Source organism: Streptacidiphilus jeojiensis (genome assembly GCF_042510965.1).
Lineage (GTDB): Bacteria > Actinomycetota > Actinomycetes > Streptomycetales > Streptomycetaceae > Streptacidiphilus > Streptacidiphilus jeojiensis.
On record NZ_JBEUKS010000013.1, the window covers coordinates 180444 to 198926 of the forward strand.

The 18483-nt window shown below is 71.2% G+C and carries 13 protein-coding genes; 7 read left to right on the forward strand and 6 right to left on the reverse strand.

What is annotated here, in order from left to right; genetic code table 11:
* Positions 1-43: 43 nt before the first annotated feature.
* The 3 genes from ABUW04_RS31055 to ABUW04_RS31065 all read right to left on the reverse strand — a co-directional run bounded on the left by ABUW04_RS31055 (position 44) and on the right by ABUW04_RS31065 (position 5944).
* Positions 44-1453: a DUF1996 domain-containing protein gene (locus ABUW04_RS31055; protein WP_380567835.1), complete on the reverse strand. Its 1410-nt coding sequence runs from the start codon at positions 1451-1453 to the stop codon at positions 44-46.
* Positions 1454-1500: 47 nt separating this feature from the next.
* On the reverse strand, positions 1501-4569 hold the full coding sequence (locus tag ABUW04_RS31060) for a galactose-binding domain-containing protein (protein WP_380567836.1): 3069 nt from the start codon (positions 4567-4569) through the stop codon (positions 1501-1503).
* Positions 4570-4891: 322 nt separating this feature from the next.
* Entirely contained in the window at positions 4892-5944 is a 1053-nt protein-coding gene (locus ABUW04_RS31065) for a LacI family DNA-binding transcriptional regulator (protein ID WP_030255938.1), read from the reverse strand.
* Positions 5945-6113: 169 nt separating this feature from the next.
* On the opposite strand from ABUW04_RS31065, the gene ABUW04_RS31070 reads away from it, so the two are divergent.
* The gene (locus ABUW04_RS31070) at positions 6114-7931 is read left to right on the forward strand and encodes an ABC transporter ATP-binding protein (RefSeq protein ID WP_380567837.1); all 1818 of its coding nucleotides are present in this window, start codon (positions 6114-6116) and stop codon (positions 7929-7931) included.
* A 52-nt stretch (positions 7932-7983) separates the two neighbouring features.
* On the opposite strand, the gene ABUW04_RS31075 is transcribed toward ABUW04_RS31070, so the two are convergent.
* Complete coding sequence (locus ABUW04_RS31075) at positions 7984-9738, reverse strand: protein kinase domain-containing protein (RefSeq protein ID WP_380567838.1); 1755 nt, start codon at positions 9736-9738, stop codon at positions 7984-7986.
* A 109-nt stretch (positions 9739-9847) separates the two neighbouring features.
* Here ABUW04_RS31075 and ABUW04_RS31080 point away from each other — a divergent pair, with 109 nt between their 5' ends.
* Entirely contained in the window at positions 9848-11131 is a 1284-nt protein-coding gene (locus tag ABUW04_RS31080; RefSeq protein WP_380567840.1) for a Gfo/Idh/MocA family protein, read from the forward strand.
* Between the two features lie 55 nt (positions 11132-11186).
* Positions 11187-12383, forward strand: coding sequence for a permease (locus ABUW04_RS31085; RefSeq protein ID WP_380567841.1), 1197 nt, complete (start codon positions 11187-11189; stop codon positions 12381-12383).
* Between the two features lie 7 nt (positions 12384-12390).
* Here ABUW04_RS31085 and ABUW04_RS31090 read toward each other — a convergent pair whose 3' ends face one another.
* Both ABUW04_RS31090 and ABUW04_RS31095 read right to left on the reverse strand, forming a co-directional pair.
* Positions 12391-12537: a DUF6126 family protein gene (locus tag ABUW04_RS31090; protein WP_380567842.1), complete on the reverse strand. Its 147-nt coding sequence runs from the start codon at positions 12535-12537 to the stop codon at positions 12391-12393.
* A gap of 23 nt (positions 12538-12560) precedes the next feature.
* Positions 12561-13154 carry a helix-turn-helix domain-containing protein gene (locus ABUW04_RS31095; protein WP_380567843.1) on the reverse strand — a complete coding sequence of 198 codons (594 nt, stop codon included), beginning with the start codon at positions 13152-13154 and terminating at the stop codon, positions 12561-12563.
* A 95-nt stretch (positions 13155-13249) separates the two neighbouring features.
* On the opposite strand from ABUW04_RS31095, the gene ABUW04_RS31100 reads away from it, so the two are divergent.
* The 4 genes from ABUW04_RS31100 (at position 13250) to ABUW04_RS31115 (ending at position 18465) form a co-directional block, all read left to right on the forward strand.
* Positions 13250-13939, forward strand: a complete 690-nt coding sequence (locus tag ABUW04_RS31100; protein ID WP_380567844.1) for an NAD-dependent epimerase/dehydratase family protein — start codon at positions 13250-13252, stop codon at positions 13937-13939.
* A gap of 87 nt (positions 13940-14026) precedes the next feature.
* A complete protein-coding gene (locus ABUW04_RS31105) occupies positions 14027-14629 on the forward strand; it encodes a histidine phosphatase family protein (protein WP_030255913.1) in 603 nt (200 codons plus the stop codon).
* A gap of 188 nt (positions 14630-14817) precedes the next feature.
* Complete coding sequence (locus tag ABUW04_RS31110; RefSeq protein WP_380567845.1) at positions 14818-16362, forward strand: peptide MFS transporter; 1545 nt, start codon at positions 14818-14820, stop codon at positions 16360-16362.
* Positions 16363-16434: 72 nt separating this feature from the next.
* The gene (locus ABUW04_RS31115; protein WP_380567846.1) at positions 16435-18465 is read left to right on the forward strand and encodes a CocE/NonD family hydrolase; all 2031 of its coding nucleotides are present in this window, start codon (positions 16435-16437) and stop codon (positions 18463-18465) included.
* The last annotated feature ends 18 nt before the right edge of the window (positions 18466-18483 follow it).

Here is an 18483-nt window from a genome sequence, read left to right on the forward strand (position 1 = left end):
TTCCTCCCAGTGGGGGCAGCGGGGCACAACTACTGTCGGTTCGTCAGGAAGGCAGCAGGTACTGGTCGTTCAGTACCGCGCCCTTCTGCGGCTGGTTCTGGTCGTAGCCGCGGTCGTCGCACTGCAGTCCGCCGACGATGCAGTGGGTGACCATCGCGGCCAGGGTCGCGGTGTCCCATCCGTTGTAGAAGTCGTAGTGGAAGGAGAATCCGCGACCGCTGGACAGGTGCACCTGCGACATGTCGCCGTTCACCGGGAAGGCCATCTTGAACTCGATCATCGGCACGGCGACCGGGTGGTCGGCCGGGCAGACGCCGTTGATCGGGTAGGCCATGTGGCTCTTGTGGTCCGGGGTGTCCAGGTGGATCCCGTCCCAGCAGCTGGGAGCCTGGTAGCGGATGTCCAGCTCGCTGCCGGCCGGGCAGCTCGGCGGGATGTCGATGTTCCCGTAGCTGTTGCCGCACTCCCAGCCGGAGACCCAGCCGGGGTCGGTGGAGAACTGGGTGGCGGTCGCGGCCGGGCTGCCGACCAGGAAGCGCAGCCCGGTCGGGAACGGCCGGACGCTGGTGTAGTCGATCACTCCTGACTTGTAGTAGATGGTCTGGGTGCCGACCGGCAGGACCTGGGTCGTCCCGTTGAGCAGGGTCGGCATCCAGTAGCCGGACTTGTCACCGGGCGCCATGCAGGTGGTGCCGCCGGCCTGCAGCGAGGCCTCGGTGGTGGCCGCATTGGTGCTGGTGTTGCCCATGAAGGTGTGCAGGTGCGAGGCGCCGGGCTGCCCGGGGAAGACGATCGGGTCGTCCGGGAGCACGTGGTTGGCACTGCACTGCGCCTGGAACTCGTGGAAGTACGCGTTCGGCGGCACATAGGTGGACGGGGTGACCCCGGTGACCGGCGGGTCGGCGAGGACGTAGCCGGTGCCGCTGAGCGTCACCGAGCCGTACACCTTGAACTCGTAGAGCGAGTAGCCGTACTGGGTGCCGCGCGCGGTGGCCAGCATCCTGATGTAGCGTCCGGTCCCGCTGACGTTCAGCACCTGGTTGCCGCCGGTGCTGGTGGTCGTCGAGTAGATCGACGTCCAGGTGCTGGCGTCCGGCGAGGTCTGGATCTGGTAGGCGCTGGCGTACGCCGCCTCCCAGTCCAGTTCGACCTGGCTGACGGTGGCGGTGCCGCCCAGGTCGATCTGGATCCACTGCGGGTCGCTCCAGGCACTGGCCCAGCGGGTGGTCGGGTCGCCGTCGACGACCGCGCCGGCCGGGAAGTTGGCGCTCTCCAGCGACGAGGCGACGACCGGACGCGACTGCGAGATCAGCGTCCCGGTGGCCGCGCTGGCCCCGGCCATCGAGGCGCCGAGGCCGATCAGCGACAGCAGCAGCGCGAGCACGACGGGCAGCGCTGTCCTGCGCGGCGGCAGCCGCCTGGACCCGGAGCGGGTCCGGTGACGGACTTTCATGAAGACCTCCTGGTGGGTGGGTTGGTACCGCAGCCGCAGCGCCTGCCTCAGGCGTAGACGCCGAACTCGTACAGCGAGTAGCCGTAGGCGCTGCCGCGCTGGGTGAGGTTCAGCCGCACGTAGCGGCCCGACCCGGAGACGTCGAAGTCGTCGACGCCGCCGGTCGCCGTGGTGGTGGAGTAGACCGTGGTCCAGTTGGTGCCGTCGTTGGACACCTGGACCTGGTACGCCTTGCCGTACGCGGCCTCCCAGCCGAGTTGGACGTGGTGGATCGCCGTGGTCTGGCCGAGGTCCACCTGCAGCCACTCGGCGTCGTCCCAGTTGCTGGCCCAACGGGTGGTCCAGTCACCGTCGGTGGCCTGGCCGGGGGTGAAGTTGCCGTTGGCGGTCTGGAAGGAGGAGGCCGTGGTGGGCTTGCCCTTGGCCACGTCGGTCCCGCTCACCGGCGGCGCGACCACCTTGAACGAGCGGGTCTCCACCCCGACGTTGCCGTGGCCGTCGTAGGCGTAGACGTAGACCTTCCAGACGCCCAGGGTCTTCGGCGCGGTGACGGTGAACTGCCCGTTGCCGGTCTGGGTGAAGGTCACCTGCTGCAGCCCGGTGCCGCCGTCCACGTACTTGCTGGTGTACATCAGGTTGTAGCGGATCAGGTCGCCGTCCGGGTCTGTGGCGTTCGCGTTGACGGTGAAGGTGCCGCCGGACGGGACCGCGGTGGTGTTGCTCAGCGTCATACTGCTGATCACCGGCGGGGTGTTCTGCTGCGGGGTGCCGCCGTAGTCCTTGGCCACCGCGTAGTAGGCCAGCCGCTTCCAGGCCTCCGGGATCAGGTTGAACCAGATGCCGCCGAAGTCGTTCTCCTGGCCGTAGTTGAACAGGGTCCCGCCGAAGGAGACCCCGGTGTGGCCGGAGATGCAGTTCCAGGCGCTGGTGTAGCCGTCCCGCATCTGCACGTCGGTGGGCTGGGTGGGCACGCCGTTGGCGTCGTTGGGGACCTCCCACTCCCCGGAGTCGCCGGACTCGGTGACGATGTAGGGCTTGGTGTAACCGCCGTTGACCCAGTCGGTCTTGACGCTGCACACCGCGCCGTAGGAGTTGACGGCGTAGAGGTCCAGGTCCGGGGTGTACTGCTTGTAGTACGGCCAGGCGCCGGTGTAGGCGTCGGTCGAGGTCACCGGGTGGTTGGGGTCGGCCGCGTGGATGGCCTGGACGATCTGCTCCACGTACTGGGCGTAGGCGATCCGCTGCTGCTCGACCGCGGCGCCGGTGTAGTGGTCCTGGGTGGTCAGGATCACCTCGTTGCCGACGTCCCACATCAGCACCGCCGGGTCGTTCTTGTAGGCGTTGACCCAGGCCACGATGGAGTTGAGGGTGCTGGTCTTGTACGCGGTGTCATTGACGTAGTCGGCGCCCTGGTTCAGCCAGAAGCCGTTGATCACCTTGACCCCGTACGCTGCGGCCGCGTCCAGCAGCGGCTGGGTGGTGCCGTCGGTGCCCCAGGTGCGGACGGTGTTGACGCCCAGTGACTTCAGGTCCCGCATATGGGCGGCGGCGGTGTCCGTGGACGGGCCCCAGGTGACGCCCTTGACCTGGTACGGCGCCCCGTTGACACTGAGCTGCCAGTTCCCCTGCGAGCCGGTGACGTGGACGTTGCTGGCGCCGGTCGGCACCGCCGGGTCGGTCAGCGGGGTGGGCGGGGTGCCGGTGGTGGTGGACACCGTGACCGCGCCGATGCTCAGCGTGCCGCCGGAGCTGGTGGCGCTGCTGGGCGAGGTGCAGCCGCAGACCGCGTTGGGGTACGAGCCGCCGATGGCCAGGTCGGCTACCAGGTAGAAGCCGTGGTCCACGGCCGCCTGCCAGGTGGCGACGCCGACCTGGGACTCGTTGACCTGCCACACCTGCTGGTTGTCCAGGTAGTAGCGGATCTGCTCGTCCGACTGGGTGCGGTCGATGATCTCGGTGTAGGTGTGGTACCCGGTCTGGCAGTTGGTGCAGCTGGCCAGTCCGCTGGTCATGCCGTTGTACTCGTTGCAGTTGCCGTTGGGCGCGGTCCCGCAGTGCAGCGTCGCCGAGAGTTGGCTGCGGCCGTTGACGTCCTCCAGGATGTCGCTCTCGCCCATCTGCGGCCAGGTGGTCATGTCGCTGCGGTACTGGGCGCCGACCGCCTTGAAGGCGGGCCAGTAGCCCAGCCCGTTGGCCGGATTGGGCTGCTTGACGGAGGCGGAGATCATCAGCTGGCCGCCGGCGGGCGCGGCGAAGTCGCTGCGCTGGGTCTCCACCCGGCCCGAGGTCCAGTTGCCACTGCTGTCCCTGACCGCGGTGAGGTTGAGGTGGCCGCTGCCGTCGACCGCGACGTTGGCGGCGCTGTTGGTGTCCGTCTCGACCTCGCCGGTGCCCCAGTTGGCCGAGCCGTTCTGGTACTGGGTGCCGGTGTCGGTGATCCAGTTGGCCGAGGAGGGTGCGCTGCCGGAGCCGCCGGCGAAGTTGTCGCTCCAGACGGTGGTCCAGTTGCCGGGCGGGGTGGTCCCGGTGGCGGTCGGCGTGGGCGTCGGGGTCGGCGTGGGCGTGGCGGTCGGCGTCGGGGTCGCCGACGAGGCCAGGCCGTACACCTGGAACTCCCACAGCGAGTAGCCGTAGCCGTTCTCCCGCACCGTCCCGTACATCCGGACGTAGCGGCCGGTGCCGCTGACGTTCAGGGTCTCGGTGCCGCCGGCACCGGTGGTGGTGGAGTAGACGCTGGTCCAGTTGCTGCCGTCGTTCGAGACCTGGATCTGGTACGCGGTCGCGTAGTTCTCCCAGTTCAGGACGACCTTGTCGATGCTGTAGCTGCTGCCGAGGTCGACCTGCAGCCACTGCGGGTCGCTCCAGGCGCTGGCCCAGCGGGTGCCGGTGTTGCCGTCCACGGCGTTGGCCGCGGCCAGCCCGGCGCCGGTGGTCTCGGTGGACGACGAGGTGGCCGGCTTGCCCTGGGAGAGCAGGGTGTCGGCCGCACGGGCCGTGATCGGCCCGGCGACCAGGGCGTAGAAGAACAGCGAGAGCGCGACGACGGCCAGCGCCGCCGTTCTCAGCACGGTGCGCGCGGAACCGTACGGCGCGGAACCTAGGGGTGGGGCTCCCATGGGGACTCCTGACAGGGGGCGGGTCCGGTTTGGAGAGCGCTCACCCAGAGAGCGCTCTCCCATCTGGGCGATGGTTGCGCTCTTGTTTCACGGTCGTCAAGAGTTTTGTCAGAAGAGGGTGTTCCGGTACTGAGCGGCCGTCATAACTGGCTGCATTAGCAGACATTCAGGACACAGCAACCGTGTCACAGCCCTTGACGGACCGCACCGGAATACGGAATCTTGAGCCGGATGGAGAGCGCTCTCCATTCCCCTGGAGCACGCTCCGGGCGGGGGTGCCTCCCCGCCCGGAGCGGAGGGTCCGTCCGGGGTGGAGGCCCGCTCAGCCGGACTGCCGCACCACCAGCACCGGGTCGAACACCGCCGACCTCGGCCCGTCCGCCCGCCCCTCGATCCGGTCCAGCAGCAGCCGCGCCATCTCCGCCGCCATCTCCTCCACCGGCTGCCGCACCGTGGTCAGCGCCGGGCGGCTGGCCACCGCGGCGCTGCTGTCGTCGAAGCCGACCACCCGGACGTCCTCAGGAACCCGCCGCCCGTGCTCGCGCAGGATGTGCAGCGCCCCCTGGGCCATCAGGTCGTTGGCGGCGAACACCCCGTCCAGGTCCGGCCGTTCCAGCAGCAGCCGCTGCATCGCGGCCTCCCCGCTGGCCTGGGTGAAGTTGCCCTCGGCCGTCGGCACCAGCGGCTCGCCGTGCCGGGCCATCGCCTCCAGGAAGCCGTCCTGGCGCTCCCGCGCCGCCCTGATGTCCAGCGGCCCGGAGATCACCGCCACCCGCCGGCAGCCCTGGCCGACCAGCCGGTCGGCGGCCAGCCGGGCGCCCTCCTGGTGCGCCAGGTCCACGAAGCCGATCGGGACCGGCCGGGCCGGCCGGGCGAAGAGCACCGCGGGCAGGCCGGCCGCCACCAGCTGCTCCGGCAGCGGATCGTCGGCGTGGGTGGAGACCACCAGCGCCCCGTCCGCGCTGCGCTGCCGCAGATAGGCGATGACCTCCGCCCTGGCCTCCTCGGTCTCGGCCAGCATCAGCACCGGGTGCATCCCGCGCGGCCGCAGGAAGCCCATCACCCCGTTGACCACCCGGCTGAAGAAGGGGTCGGTGAAGAACCGGGTGCGGAACTCCTCCTCCTGCCCCTCCCCCGCGCCGGAGGCCACCAGCGCCACCGATCCGCTCCGCCGGGTGATCAGCGAGCGGGCCGCGCCGTTGGGCACGTAGCCCACCGCGGCGACGGCCTGACGCACCGTCTCCTGGATCGCGGGGTCGACATTGCGGGTGCGGTTGACCACCCTGGAGACCGTGGCCCGGGAGACACCGGCCACCCTGGCCACGTCCTCCAGAGTCGGAGCGGTTCCGGCGGCGGCGCTGCGGGGCTCGTCCATGCCGTGTTTATAACAGAACCGGAGAGCGCTCTCCACCCCCTTCCGGCAACCGCCGGGTTCCACCGGAGGCATCACTGAGCCTAACTCACTATTAGCCGGAATAAAGATGAGCTATGCTCCGTTGGACGGGAGGAAGCAAGCCCGTCCTCCCTACTTCCCGGAGCCGCCCATGCGCACCCCAGGTCCCGACTGGACTCCACCCGCCCGCAAGCCGGGCGCCCCCAAAGCACCCGTGCAGCTGCGCCGCATCCTGCGCCTGTTCCGCCCCTACCGCGGGAAGCTGATCGCCGTCGGCGCGTTCGTCGGCCTCTCCTCGCTGGTCTCGGTGGCCTCGCCGTTCCTGTTGCGCGCCGTCCTCGACACCGCCATCCCGCAGGGCCGCACCGGCCTGCTGAGCCTGCTGGCCCTCGGCATGATCGCGGTCGCGGTCGCCAACTCCGTCTTCAACGTGCTGCAGACCTACCTCAGCACCAGCGTCGGCCAGCGGGTCATGCACGACCTGCGCACCAGCGTCTACGCCCATCTGCAGCGGATGCCGCTGGCCTTCTTCACCCGCACCCGCACCGGCGAGGTGCAGTCCCGGATCGCCAACGACATCGGCGGCATGCAGTCCACCGTGACCAGCACCGCGACCGCGCTGGTCTCCAGCCTCACCACGGTGGTCGCCACCGTGGTCGCCATGGTGGCCCTGGACTGGAAGCTCACCATCGTCTCGCTGCTGCTGCTCCCGCTGTTCGTCTGGATCAGCCGGCGGGTCGGCAACGAGCGCCGCAAGATCGCCACCGAGCGGCAGAAGCAGCTCGCGGCGATCTCCTCGATCATGCAGGAGTCACTGTCCGTCAGCGGCATCCTGCTCGGCCGCACCATGGGCCGCTCCCGCGGCCTCAGCGACGAGTTCGCCCGCGAGTCCGACGCCCTGGCCGACCTGGAGGTCCGCGCCGACATGGCGGGCCGCTGGCGGCAGTCCACCATCCAGATCGTGATGGCCGCAATGCCTGCGGTGATCTACTGGGCGGCCGGCCTGACCAGCGGCTCCGGCCACACCACCGCGGTGTCCATCGGCACCCTGGTCGCCTTCACCTCGCTGCAGCAGAGCCTGTTCCGGCCCACCGTGCAGCTGCTCCAGGTCGGCGTCGCGGTGCTGGTCTCGCTGGCGCTGTTCCAGCGGATCTTCGAGTACCTGGACCTGGTCCCGGACATCACCGAACGCCCCGACCCGGTCACCCGCAGCTCGGGCGCCGGCGAGGTCCGCTTCGACCACGTGGGCTTCAGCTACGAGCCCGGCAGCGGGACCCGACCCACCCTGGACGATATCGAGCTCACCGTCCCGGCCGGCACCAGCCTGGCCGTCGTCGGCGAGACCGGCTCCGGCAAGACCACCCTCAGCTACCTGGTCCCCCGGCTCTACGACGTGACCTCGGGCCGGGTGCTGATCGACGGCACCGACGTGCGCGACCTCAGCTTCGCCTCGCTCGCCGAGACCGTCGGCGTGGTCTCCCAGGAGACCTACCTGTTCCACGCCTCGGTCGCGGACAACCTGCGCTTCGCCAAGCCCGACGCCACCGACGAGGAGCTGTACGAGGCGGCCCGCGCCGCCCAGATCCACGACCACATCGCCTCACTGCCGGACGGCTACGAGACGATGGTCGGCGAGCGCGGCTACCGCTTCTCCGGCGGCGAGAAGCAGCGGCTGGCCATCGCCCGCACCATCCTGCGCGACCCGCCGGTACTGGTCCTGGACGAGGCCACCAGCGCCCTGGACACCCAGACCGAGCAGGCGGTGCAGCAGGCGCTGGACACCCTCTCGGCCGGCCGCACCACCATCACCATCGCGCACCGGCTGTCCACGGTCCGCGACGCCGACCAGATCGTGGTCCTGGACGAGGGCCGGATCGCCGAGCACGGCACCCACGACGAGCTGCTCGCCCTGGGCGGCCACTACGCGGCCCTGGTCTCCCGGGACAGCACCCTGGAGCCGGCGGCGTGACCGGAGCGGGCCGCCCGGCCCCGGTCGGTTTCTCCGGAAGGGTCTGCCGGCCTCAGGAGGTCAGCGTGAACGTACCGCTGCCGCCGTTGGCAAGGCAGAAACCGCTGTCCGTGACAGCTTCGGCGTTGAGCGAGTAGGTGCCCTTCGCCGAGTAGCGGTGGGTGGCGATCGTGATGGGGGCGGAGCTGCCGGGGAAGTCGGATGACGTGGTGGAGCCGTCGCCCCAGGTGATGGTGGCCGTGTAGGTGCAGCCGCCGGGCTCCTGCGCCTGCACCTGGACCGTCGGGTTGTTGCTGCTGCACGTGGTCGCCCCCGGCGTCAGCACGCACTCGGCCCCCATCGTCTTCGTCGGCGAGGCCGCGGCCGTGGTGGCTGCGGCGGTCGCCTTCGCGGTGGTGGCGGTCACCGACGCGGGCTGGGTGGCGGCCTTGGTGGAACCCTTCGAGCCGGAACCGCTGCTGCCACCGCTCCCTGCGGTGCCACCGCCCGTGCTGGACCCGGAGGAGGTCGGCGCCGCCGACGAGGAGGCGCCCGCGGCGGCGGATGCGGTGCTGGAGGCGGACCCTCCTGCGGAGGCCGAGGCCGTGGAGCCGACAGTGGCCGGGGCCGAGGACGATGAGCCCGGTCCCGAGGCGGTCGGCGCGCCGCCCGCGGTCTGGGCCTGGGTGACCTGCGGCAGGAGCTCCACGGTGAGGACGGCTGCGGCGGCCACGACCACCGGGAGCACGAACAGCAGCAGGCGCCTGGAGCGGCGGCGACGCCGGACCGAGGTGGGCTGTTCCTCCGGCGCGGCCCCCGGCCCGGCGTTCGACCCGGCGCTCCGCCCGGTATTCGGCAGGGTCGGGGACGGCACGGGAAGGACGTGCCGGTCCGGTGGTGTGGCGGCGAAAGCTGCCCGCTGGGCCAGCAGCTCCACGACCGCCGGCGGCCAGCCCGGGGCGGGTGAGGCGACCTTGCCGTCCGCGAGGCGGTGCAGCCGCTCCGCGGTGGGTCGTGCCTGCGGGTTCTTGTCCAGACAGGCAGCGACGGTCTCGGCCAGTTCGGGGTCCACCGCGTGCACTGCCGCGAGGTCCGGCTCGCCGTGCACGATCTGGTAGAGCAGCCCGACTCCGGAGCCGTCCCCGAAGGGCGGCCGCCCGGTGGCGGCGTAGGCGATCAGCGAGCCCAGCGCGAAGACATCGGTCGCGCCGGTCAACTTCCCGGTCGCGTTGGCCTGTTCCGGGGACATGTAGGCGGGTGTGCCGACCGCCACACCGCTCTGGGTGAGCCGGCTCTGGTCAGCGGCCCGGGCGATGCCGAAGTCGATCAGGCTGACACCGTCCGGGGTCAGCATCACATTGGACGGCTTGAGGTCCCGGTGCACCATGTCCAGCGCGTGCACCATCCGCAGTCCTGCCGCCGCCCCGCGCAGCAGCAGCCACAGTGCGTCGATCGGCAGCGCACCGCCGTTCAGGGCCAGTGCCTGGGTCAGGGTGATGCCGGGTATGTAGGCGGTGGCGAACCACGGCGGCCGGGCCTCCCGGTCGCCGGCCAGCAGCGGCGCACTGGCCGCGGCCGGCAGCCGGGCGAGATTGTCCAGCTCGTGGCCGAAGTGCCGCCGGAAGTTCTCGTCCTCGGCGAGGTGCGGCAACACCTGTTTGACCGCCGCGTACCGGCCGTCGACCACTCCCAGGTAGACCCGGCCCATACCGCCGGACCCCAGTCTGCCGAGCAGTGGAATCGTCCCGACAGCAGCCGGATCGTCGGTCTCCAGCGGCTCGGCCCCGCTGCCGGCGAGATCGAGCCGGCTCCCCCTGTTCCCCGTCACAGCCCGACACCCTACGACACCGAACTGAGGATCACTCACAGCGGGCCGCGACGCGCCGACTTGGCGTGCCCCCTGCCCGGCGCCGGGCTGCGGCGCGATACTCCGGTTCATGACATCGACTCAGGAGTCGTCCCCGGTTCGCCTGTTGATCGTCGGCGCGGGCTCGCGCGGCAGCGGCTACGCCCGCTACGCCGTCGGCACCGGCCGTGCCGTGGTCACCGGCTTCGCCGATCCTGATCCGCGCCGCTTCGCCGAGGCCGCCCGCGAGCACCCGGCAGCGGCGGCCTTCGCCGACTGGCGCGACCTGGCCGCCGCCGGCGTCGGGGCGGACGCGGTGGTCATCGCCACCCAGGACGCCGACCACGTGGAACCCGCCCTCGCCTTCGCCGCCGCCGGCCTGCACATCCTGCTGGAGAAGCCGATGGCCACCAACGAGGCCGACGCCCGCAGGATCGTCGAGGCGGTGCGACAGGCGGACGTGCTGCTGGCGGTCTGCCATGTGCTGCGCTACACCGCCTACACCGCCGGGGTGCGGGCCATCGTCCAGTCGGGCCTGCTGGGCGAGATCGTCTCCGTGCAGCACCTGGAGCCGGTCGGCTGGTGGCACCAGGCGCACTCGTTCGTCCGCGGCAACTGGCGCCGCGAGGACCGGGCCACGCCGATGCTGCTGGCCAAGTCGGGGCACGACCTGGACTGGCTGTCGTTCATCGTCGGCCGCCGGGTGCACAAGGTCTCCTCGTTCGGCGGGCTGCGGCACTTCCGCCCGGAGCACCGGCCGGAGGGCGCCGCCGACAACTGCCTCGACTGCCCGGTCGAGCCGCAGTGCCCGTACTCCGCGCCCCGGCTCTACCTCCGGGTCCTGGCCGAGAGCCTCGCCGATGGCGAGGAGGGCCGGCTGCACTGGCCGCTGTCCGTCGTCACCGCGGAGCGGAGCCCGGACGGCGTGCTCCAGGCGCTCCGCGAGGGCCCGTACGGGCGATGCGTCTACGGCTGTGACAACGACGTGGTGGACCACCAGGTGGTGAACCTGGAGTACGAGGGCGGCACCACCGCCTCCTTCACCATGACCGCGTTCACCGCGATGGGGCCGCGCCGCACCCGGATCTTCGGCACCCACGGCCAGTTGGAGGGCGACGGCACCACCGCCACCGTCACCGACTTCCGCACCGGCGCCGGCACCGTCCACTCCTTCGAGACCGACCCCGACAGCGCCGCCGGCGGCCACGGCGACGCCGACGACCGCCTGGTCGACGCCTTCCTCGCCGCAGTGAGCAGCGGCGACCGCACCCTGATCCACTCAGACCCGGAGACCAGTCTGGAGGCGCACCTGACCGCCTGGGCGGCCGAGCGCGCCCGTCGCAACAGCACCGTGGAATACCCCTGGGGGGTATAGTCGTTCGTCAGGACGCAGACACCCTGACGCGACTACTCACCCCGGACGGCGCGAGATGAACGACCTCTGGCACGCCCTCACCCATGCACTCTCCATCACCGGAGCCATGACCTGGGAGATCACCTGGGCCCTGATCCTGGGATTCACCCTCTCGGCCGTCGTCCAGGCGGTGGTCCGCAAGTCCACCGTCGTCCGCCTGCTCGGCGACGACCGTCCGCGCACGCTGGCCGTCGCCTCGCTGCTCGGCGCCGCCTCGTCCTCCTGCTCCTACGCCGCGGTGGCACTGGCCCGCTCACTGTTCCGCAAGGGCGCGAACTTCACCGCGGCGATGGCCTTCGAGATCGCCTCGACCAATCTGGTGGTCGAACTGGGCGTGATCCTGGCCCTGCTGATGGGGTGGCAGTTCACCGCGGCCGAGTTCGTCGGCGGCCCGATCATGATCGTCGTCCTGGCCGTCCTGTTCCGGCTGTTCCTGCGGGACAAGCTGCTCCGCGAGGCCCGCGAGCAGGCCGACCACGGCCGGGCCGGCTCGATGGAGGGCCACGCCGCGATGGACATGTCCGTCGGCGGCGAGGGGTCCTTCGCCCGACGGCTGCTCTCCCGCGAGGGCTGGACCTCGGTCGCGCACGTCTTCGTCATGGAATGGGCGGCGATCCTGCGCGACCTGGTGGTCGGCCTGCTGGTCGCCGGGGCGATCGCCGCCTGGGTCCCGGACAGCTTCTGGCGCACCTTCTTCTTCGACGGCCACCCCCTTGCCGCGAAGCTCTGGGGCCCGGTCGTCGGCCCGCTGGTCGCGGTGTTCTCCTTCGTCTGCTCCATCGGCAACGTCCCGCTGGCGGTGGTGCTGTGGAAGGGCGGCATCAGCTTCGGCGGCGTGGTCGCCTTCATCTTCGCCGACCTGCTGATCCTCCCGATCCTGAACATCTACCGGAAGTACTACGGCCTGCGGATGACCGCCTTCCTGGCCGCCACCTTCTACGCCGCGATGGTCGTGGCCGGCTACCTGGTCGAGTTCGCCTTCGGCGGCCTGGGCCTGATCCCCGACCAGTCCCGGGCCAGGATCCCCATGGACGGCGTCAGCTGGAACTACACCACCTGGCTCAACATCGCCTTCCTGCTCCTCGCCGCCGCCCTGCTCTACCGCTTCGCCCGCACCGGCGGCCGCCAGATGCTCCGCATGATGGGCGGCGCCCCGGAATCCCCCGACAGCGCCGGCCACGACCACACCGCCATGGACCACCACCTCATGTGAGCAGGCGTCAGTTACCGTGTCGGCCCGCGTAGTAGATCAGCATCGCGAAGCCGGCGAACACGTGCAGGCCGATGACGTAGATGAAGACGCGGATGCCGACCCGGCGCTCGGTCCGGGTGCTGCCGTCCTCGACGGGGTACTGGGTGGTGGCCATGGTGACGGTCCCTTCGATTCGGTTCAGTGGATGCAGAGGTCGGCGGTCGGCGACTGCAGCAGGGTGTGGACGAAGAGCAGCTCGACTCCGGGCTGCTCCTCGGCGACCAGGCGGTGCGGTCGCATGGAGTCGAAGTGGGCGGAGTCCCCGGGGGCGAGGAGGTGCTGCTCGCGGTCGAGGGTGAGCAGCAGCCGTCCCTCCAGGACGTACAGCCACTCCTCGCCCGGGTGGACCCGGACCACCGCGTCCTGCACGAGCATCGGGATGTGCACCCGCAGAGCCTGCATCGCACGCCCCGGCACCCCGGCCGGACGGTAGGTCCAGCCCCCGGCCACGGTGGGCTCGCCCTCCCCCGCCCTCAGCACCGGTGCCCTGACCAGCGGCGACACCTCGCTCTGCTCCCCCAGCAGGACTTCGACGGGGACGCCGTACGCTCGGGAGAGGCCCAGCAGCACCGGTAGCGAGGGCTGGCGCTTGGAGGTCTCCAGCCGGGAGAGGTGCGCGGGCGACAGCCCGACCCGCGCGGCCGCCGCCTCCAGCGTCAGCCGACTGCGCAGCCGCCGCTCCCGCAACCGGGCCCCGAGCCCGGGCACCTCACCGGTGATGTCCACGTCCATGGCATCAGCGTCACACCGGTTGCGGGGCGCTGGCAAACATCTTGCCTCTGAGGCAAAAGGCCCGGGGGCCGACCGCGCCCCACTACGGTTGCGCCATGAACGTCATCATCTTCGGCGCCTCCGGCATGGTCGGCCAGGGCGTGCTGCGCGAGTGCCTGTTGGACGAGCGGGTCGGGCGGGTGCTGGTGATCGGCCGTACCGGCACCGGGGTCGAGCACGCCAAGCTGCGGGAGCTGGTGCAGGCGGACACCACCGACCTGTCCGCGGTCGCCGACGAACTGGCTGAGTACGACGCCTGCTTCTTCTGTCTGGGCGTCTCCGCGGCCGGCATGAGCGAGGACGCCTACCGGGCGATCACCTACGACCTCACCCTCACCGTCGCCCGCCCGCTCGCCGAGGCCAACCACGGGCTGGTGTTCTGCTACGTCTCCGGCGCCGGGACGGACAGCTCCGAGCAGGGGCGGGCGATGTGGGCGCGGGTCAAGGGCCGTACCGAGAACGAGCTGCTCAGGCTGCCCTTCCGGGCCTACATGTTCCGTCCCGGGTTCATCCAGCCGCTGCACGGCGCGGTGTCCAAGACGCGTTCCTACCGCATCGCCTACACCGTGCTGGGCCCGGTCCTCCCGCTGATCCGCCGCCTGGCGCCCAACCACGTCACCAGCACCGAACAGCTGGCCCGGGCCATGCTCGCGGTGGCCACCGCCGACCCCGTCGACCCGGCCGACACCCCGCACGTCCTCGACCCGGCCGCCATCAACCGGCTCGCGGCGCAGCACCCGGCCTAGGAGGCAGCCCTCGCCCGCCGCACCGCCCTACCGGCGTGCGAAGATCGACGGAGGTTGACGTCAGAGCGCGTGGGAGTGATGAGCGGCATGGGCGATGTGATCCTGGTCCGGCACGGCGCGACCGACTGGAGCGAGGCCGGGCGGCACACCAGCTACACCGACCGGCCGCTGACCCCCAACGGCGAGCGGCAGGCCCGCGCGCTGGCGGGGATGCTGGCCGAGCACCCGATCGCGGTGACGCTGTGCAGCCCGATGCTCCGGGCCCGCAGCACAGCGAAGCTGGCCGGTCTGGAGAACCCCCGCATCGTCGAGGACATGCACGAGTGGGACTACGGCGGCTACGAGGGCATCACCACCGCCGAGATCCACCGGACCCGCCCGGACTGGGACCTCTGGACGGACGGTGTGCCGCCGGGCCCGGAGGGCCACCCGGGTGAGTCGCCCGAGGAGATCGGCGCCCGCACCGACCGGGTCCTCGCGCTGGTCGACAAGGAGCTCCGGGCGGCCGACGGCGGGGACGTCGTCCTGGTCGCCCACGCCCACTTCCTGCGCGTGGTGACCGCCCGTTACCTGGGGCTGCCGCCCGCCGACGGCTCGCTCTTCATGCTGGCCACCGGCACGATCAGCCGGCTCGGCGTCGAGCACGGCAAGCACGCCATGGCCGCCTGGAACGAGCGCCCGCGCGGCTGAGTCCGCGCGCCGCGCCCTCCGCCGCACGTCCGCCCCGCAGACCCGCACCACGCCCGCACCACGCCCCGGCGCACACCCCCGCCGCACCCGTCCCCACACCCCCGCCTCCCTCCGCCACGCGGACCCGCGCCTGCCGCTGCGTGGTCCCGGGCCCTCGCCTATGCTCCTACTGATCTCAAGTCAGACATATGGTGCAAACGGGGCCCGACCTGGCTGCGCCACGGACGGAGGCAGTTCTCTTGGGCGCGAGCGAGGCCACCCCTTCGGCGGAGACCGACCCGACTCAGGACCACTCCTTCTTCGGCCATCCGCGCGGACTGCTCACCCTCTTCGGCACCGAGATGTGGGAGCGTTTCTCCTACCTCGGCATGACCGCGATCCTGACGCTCTACTTCACCGCCTCGGCCGCCGACGGCGGCATGGGCATGGCCGACGGCACCGCCTCCTCCGTCTACGCCGCCTACAGCACGATGATCTACCTGATCTCGGTGGCCGGCGGCTGGCTGGCCGACCGGCTGCTGGGCTCCTACCGGTCGGTGCTGTACGGCGGCATCTGCATCGCCTGCGGCCACTACGTGATGGCCGTCCCGACCACCAGCATGACCTGGATCGGCCTCGGCCTGATCATCGTCGGCACCGGGCTGCTCAAGCCCAATGTCTCCACCCTGGTCGGCAAGCTCTACAGCACCGAGGACGAGCGCCGCGACGCCGGCTTCGCGCTGTACTACATGGGCATCAACATCGGCGCCTTCCTCGGTCCGCTGGTGGCCGGCTGGCTCGGCCAGAAGATCGGTTACCACTGGGGCTTCTCCGCCGCGGCGATCGGGATGACCTTCGGCGTCGTCCAGTACGTGCTGGGCCGCGGGCACCTGGCCGGGCGTCAGGACGGTGCCGAGTCGGCGCTGCCGCCGGAGGCCATGCGCCGCGCGGTTCGGATGATCCTGGCCGGCATCGCCGCCGTCGTGGTGGCCTTCGGCATCCTCGCCCTCGCCGGCGTGCTGACCATGGACCTCACCGTCAACATCGTCACCGGGGTCTCGGTGGTCACCCCGATCGCCTACTTCACCTTCCTCTTCCGCAGCCCGCGGGTCACCGCCGCGGAGCGCGGCCGGCTGCGGCCCTACCTGGTGCTCTTCGGCGCCTCGGTGGCCTTCAACCTGGTGCTGTTCCAGTCCTACTCGACCATGAACCTGCTGGCCCTGGACCATGCCAACACCGAGTTCTTCGGCTGGCACTTCCCCTCCTCCTGGTACGGGTCGGTGCTCGGCGTCGCCGAGGTGGTGCTGGCGCCGGTGGTCGCGGCGACCTGGGTACGGCTGGGGCACCGCCAGCCGCACGCCTCCAACAAGATCGCCTACGGTGTGATCCTCGGTGGCCTGTCCTTCCTGATCATGGTTCCGGCCACCATGAACCGCACCGGCGACTGGGTGATGTCCGGGGCCTGGCTGATCACCTGCTACCTGGTGCTCGGCCTCGGCGACATCCTGCTGGAGACCACCGGCATGTCGGTGACCACCAAGCTGGCCCCGGCCGCGTTCGCCAGCCAGTCGATGGCGCTCTGGTTCCTCTCGCTGGCCCTGGCCAACGGCATCCAGGCCCAGTCGGTGAAGCTCTACGGCGCCATCTCCGACCCCGCCTACTTCGGCCTCAACGGCGGTTTCGTGGTGCTGGTCGGTCTCGCCGTGATCGCCGCCGGTCCGTGGCTGCGCCGCACCATGCACCCCGTCCGCTGAGCACCGTCCGCTGAGCACCCCGTCCGCTGACGCCCAGCCAACCGACGCCCATCCAGCCGAAGGAGCCGGCAGATGCACTACCGCGAGGACTTCCCGTACCCGATCGTCTGCGAGGACGTCACCATCCCGGTCCGGGACGGGATCAGGCTCTACGCCCGGATCTGGCGCCCCGTCACCGACGAGCCGGTCCCCGCGCTGCTGGAGTACCTCCCCTACCGCCTCGGCGACTGGACCGCGCCGCGCGACGCCCAGCGGCACCCCTGGTACGCGGGCAACGGCTACGCCTCGGTCCGGGTGGACATCCGCGGGCACGGCAACTCCGAGGGGATGCCCGGCGACGAGTACGACGCCACCGAGCTGGCCGACGGCGTCGCGGTGGTGCACTGGCTGGCCGAGCAGCCCTGGTGCAGCGGACGGGTCGGCATGTTCGGCATCTCCTGGGGCGGCTTCAACAGCCTGCAGATCGCCGCCCTCGCCCCGGAGCCGCTGAAGGCGATCGTCACCGTCTGCTCCACCGACGACCGCTACGACAACGACGTCCACTACATGGGCGGGTCCGTGCTGGCCGTGGACATGCACGCCTGGGCCGCGACCATGCTGGCCTTCGTCTCCCGCCCGCCCGACCCGGAGTTCGTCGGCGACCGCTGGCGCGGGATGTGGCTGGAGCGGCTGGAGCAGGTCGACCCCTTCATCCACACCTGGCTGGACCACCAGGCCAGGGACGGCTACTGGCGGCACGGCAGCGTCTGCGAGGACTACACCGCGATCAAGGCGGCGGTGCTGGCCGTCGGCGGCTGGGCCGACCCCTACCGGGACACCGTGTTCCGCCTCGCCGAGCACCTGGAGGCGCCGATGCGCGGCCTGGTCGGGCCGTGGTCGCACCAGTACCCCGACCGGGGGCTGCCGCCGGGGCCGGCGATCGGCTTCCTCCAGGAGACCCTGCGCTGGTGGGACCACTGGCTCAAGGACGAGCACCCCAGCAGCGACACCGGCGTGATGGCCGAGCCCAGGCTGCGCACCTGGATGAACGAGTCGGTGCCCCCGGCCACCCGCTACGCCGAACGGCCCGGACGCTGGATCGGCGACGACTCCTGGCCCTCCGTCAATGTCGATATGACGCCCTATCGGCTCAACGACGGTCTGACCGCGACCACCGAAGGACCGGTCCAGGTCGTCTCCCCCCAGCACACCGGGGTCGACGCGGGCCGCTTCTTCCCCTTCGGCAACGACTCCGACCTGCCGCCGGACCAGCGCGAGGAGGACGGCCGCTCGGTCTGCTTCGACTCCGCGCCGCTCGGCGAGCACACCGAGATCCTCGGCAACGCCCGGCTGCGGCTGCGGGTGACCTGCCCCAGCGCCCGGGCGCAGATCGTCGCCCGGCTCTGCGACGTGGCCCCCGACGGCTCGTCCACCCTGGTCACCCGGGGGGTGCTCAACCTGCTGAGCCGGCACGGCCGGGAGCGCAGCGTGGAGTGGGTCCCCGGGGAGACCGAGGACGTCTCCTTCGACCTGGTCGCCATCGCGCACGCCTTCCCGCCCGGCCACCGGATCCGGCTGGCGCTCTCCTCCGCCTACTGGCCCTGGATCTGGCCGCACCCCTCGGACCAGGGGTTCACCGTCGACCCCGGCGCCAGCGCGCTGCTGCTGCCGGTCCGCGACAGCAGTGGTGACGCGGCCAGGGCCCCGATCGCCTTCGAGGAGCCCGAGCAGGCCCCGCCGCTGGGCGTGGTCTACGCCGCCCCGGAGGGCCTCGGCCCGGAGCGGATCGTCCGCCGCGACGTCGCCACCGACGAGTGGCTGCTGGAGGTGGACCCCCGCTACGGCGGCTCGCGCAGCTACCCGGACGGCCTGGAGTTCAGCGAGGACGCGCTGGAGACCTATGCGATCCGCGGCGCCGACCCGCTCAGTGCCCGCACCCTGTCGGTCTGGCGGGTCGGCCTGAGCCGCCCCGAGCTCGGCTGGAACGTCACCGTCACCACCCGCTCCGAGATCCGCGCCGACGCCGGCCACTTCCTGACGGACAACCAGGTGACCGCCGAGGAGGACGGCCGGACCGTCTTCGAGCGCCGCTGGGAGCGCCGCATCCCGCGCACCCACGGCTGACATACCATCACAAGCCGG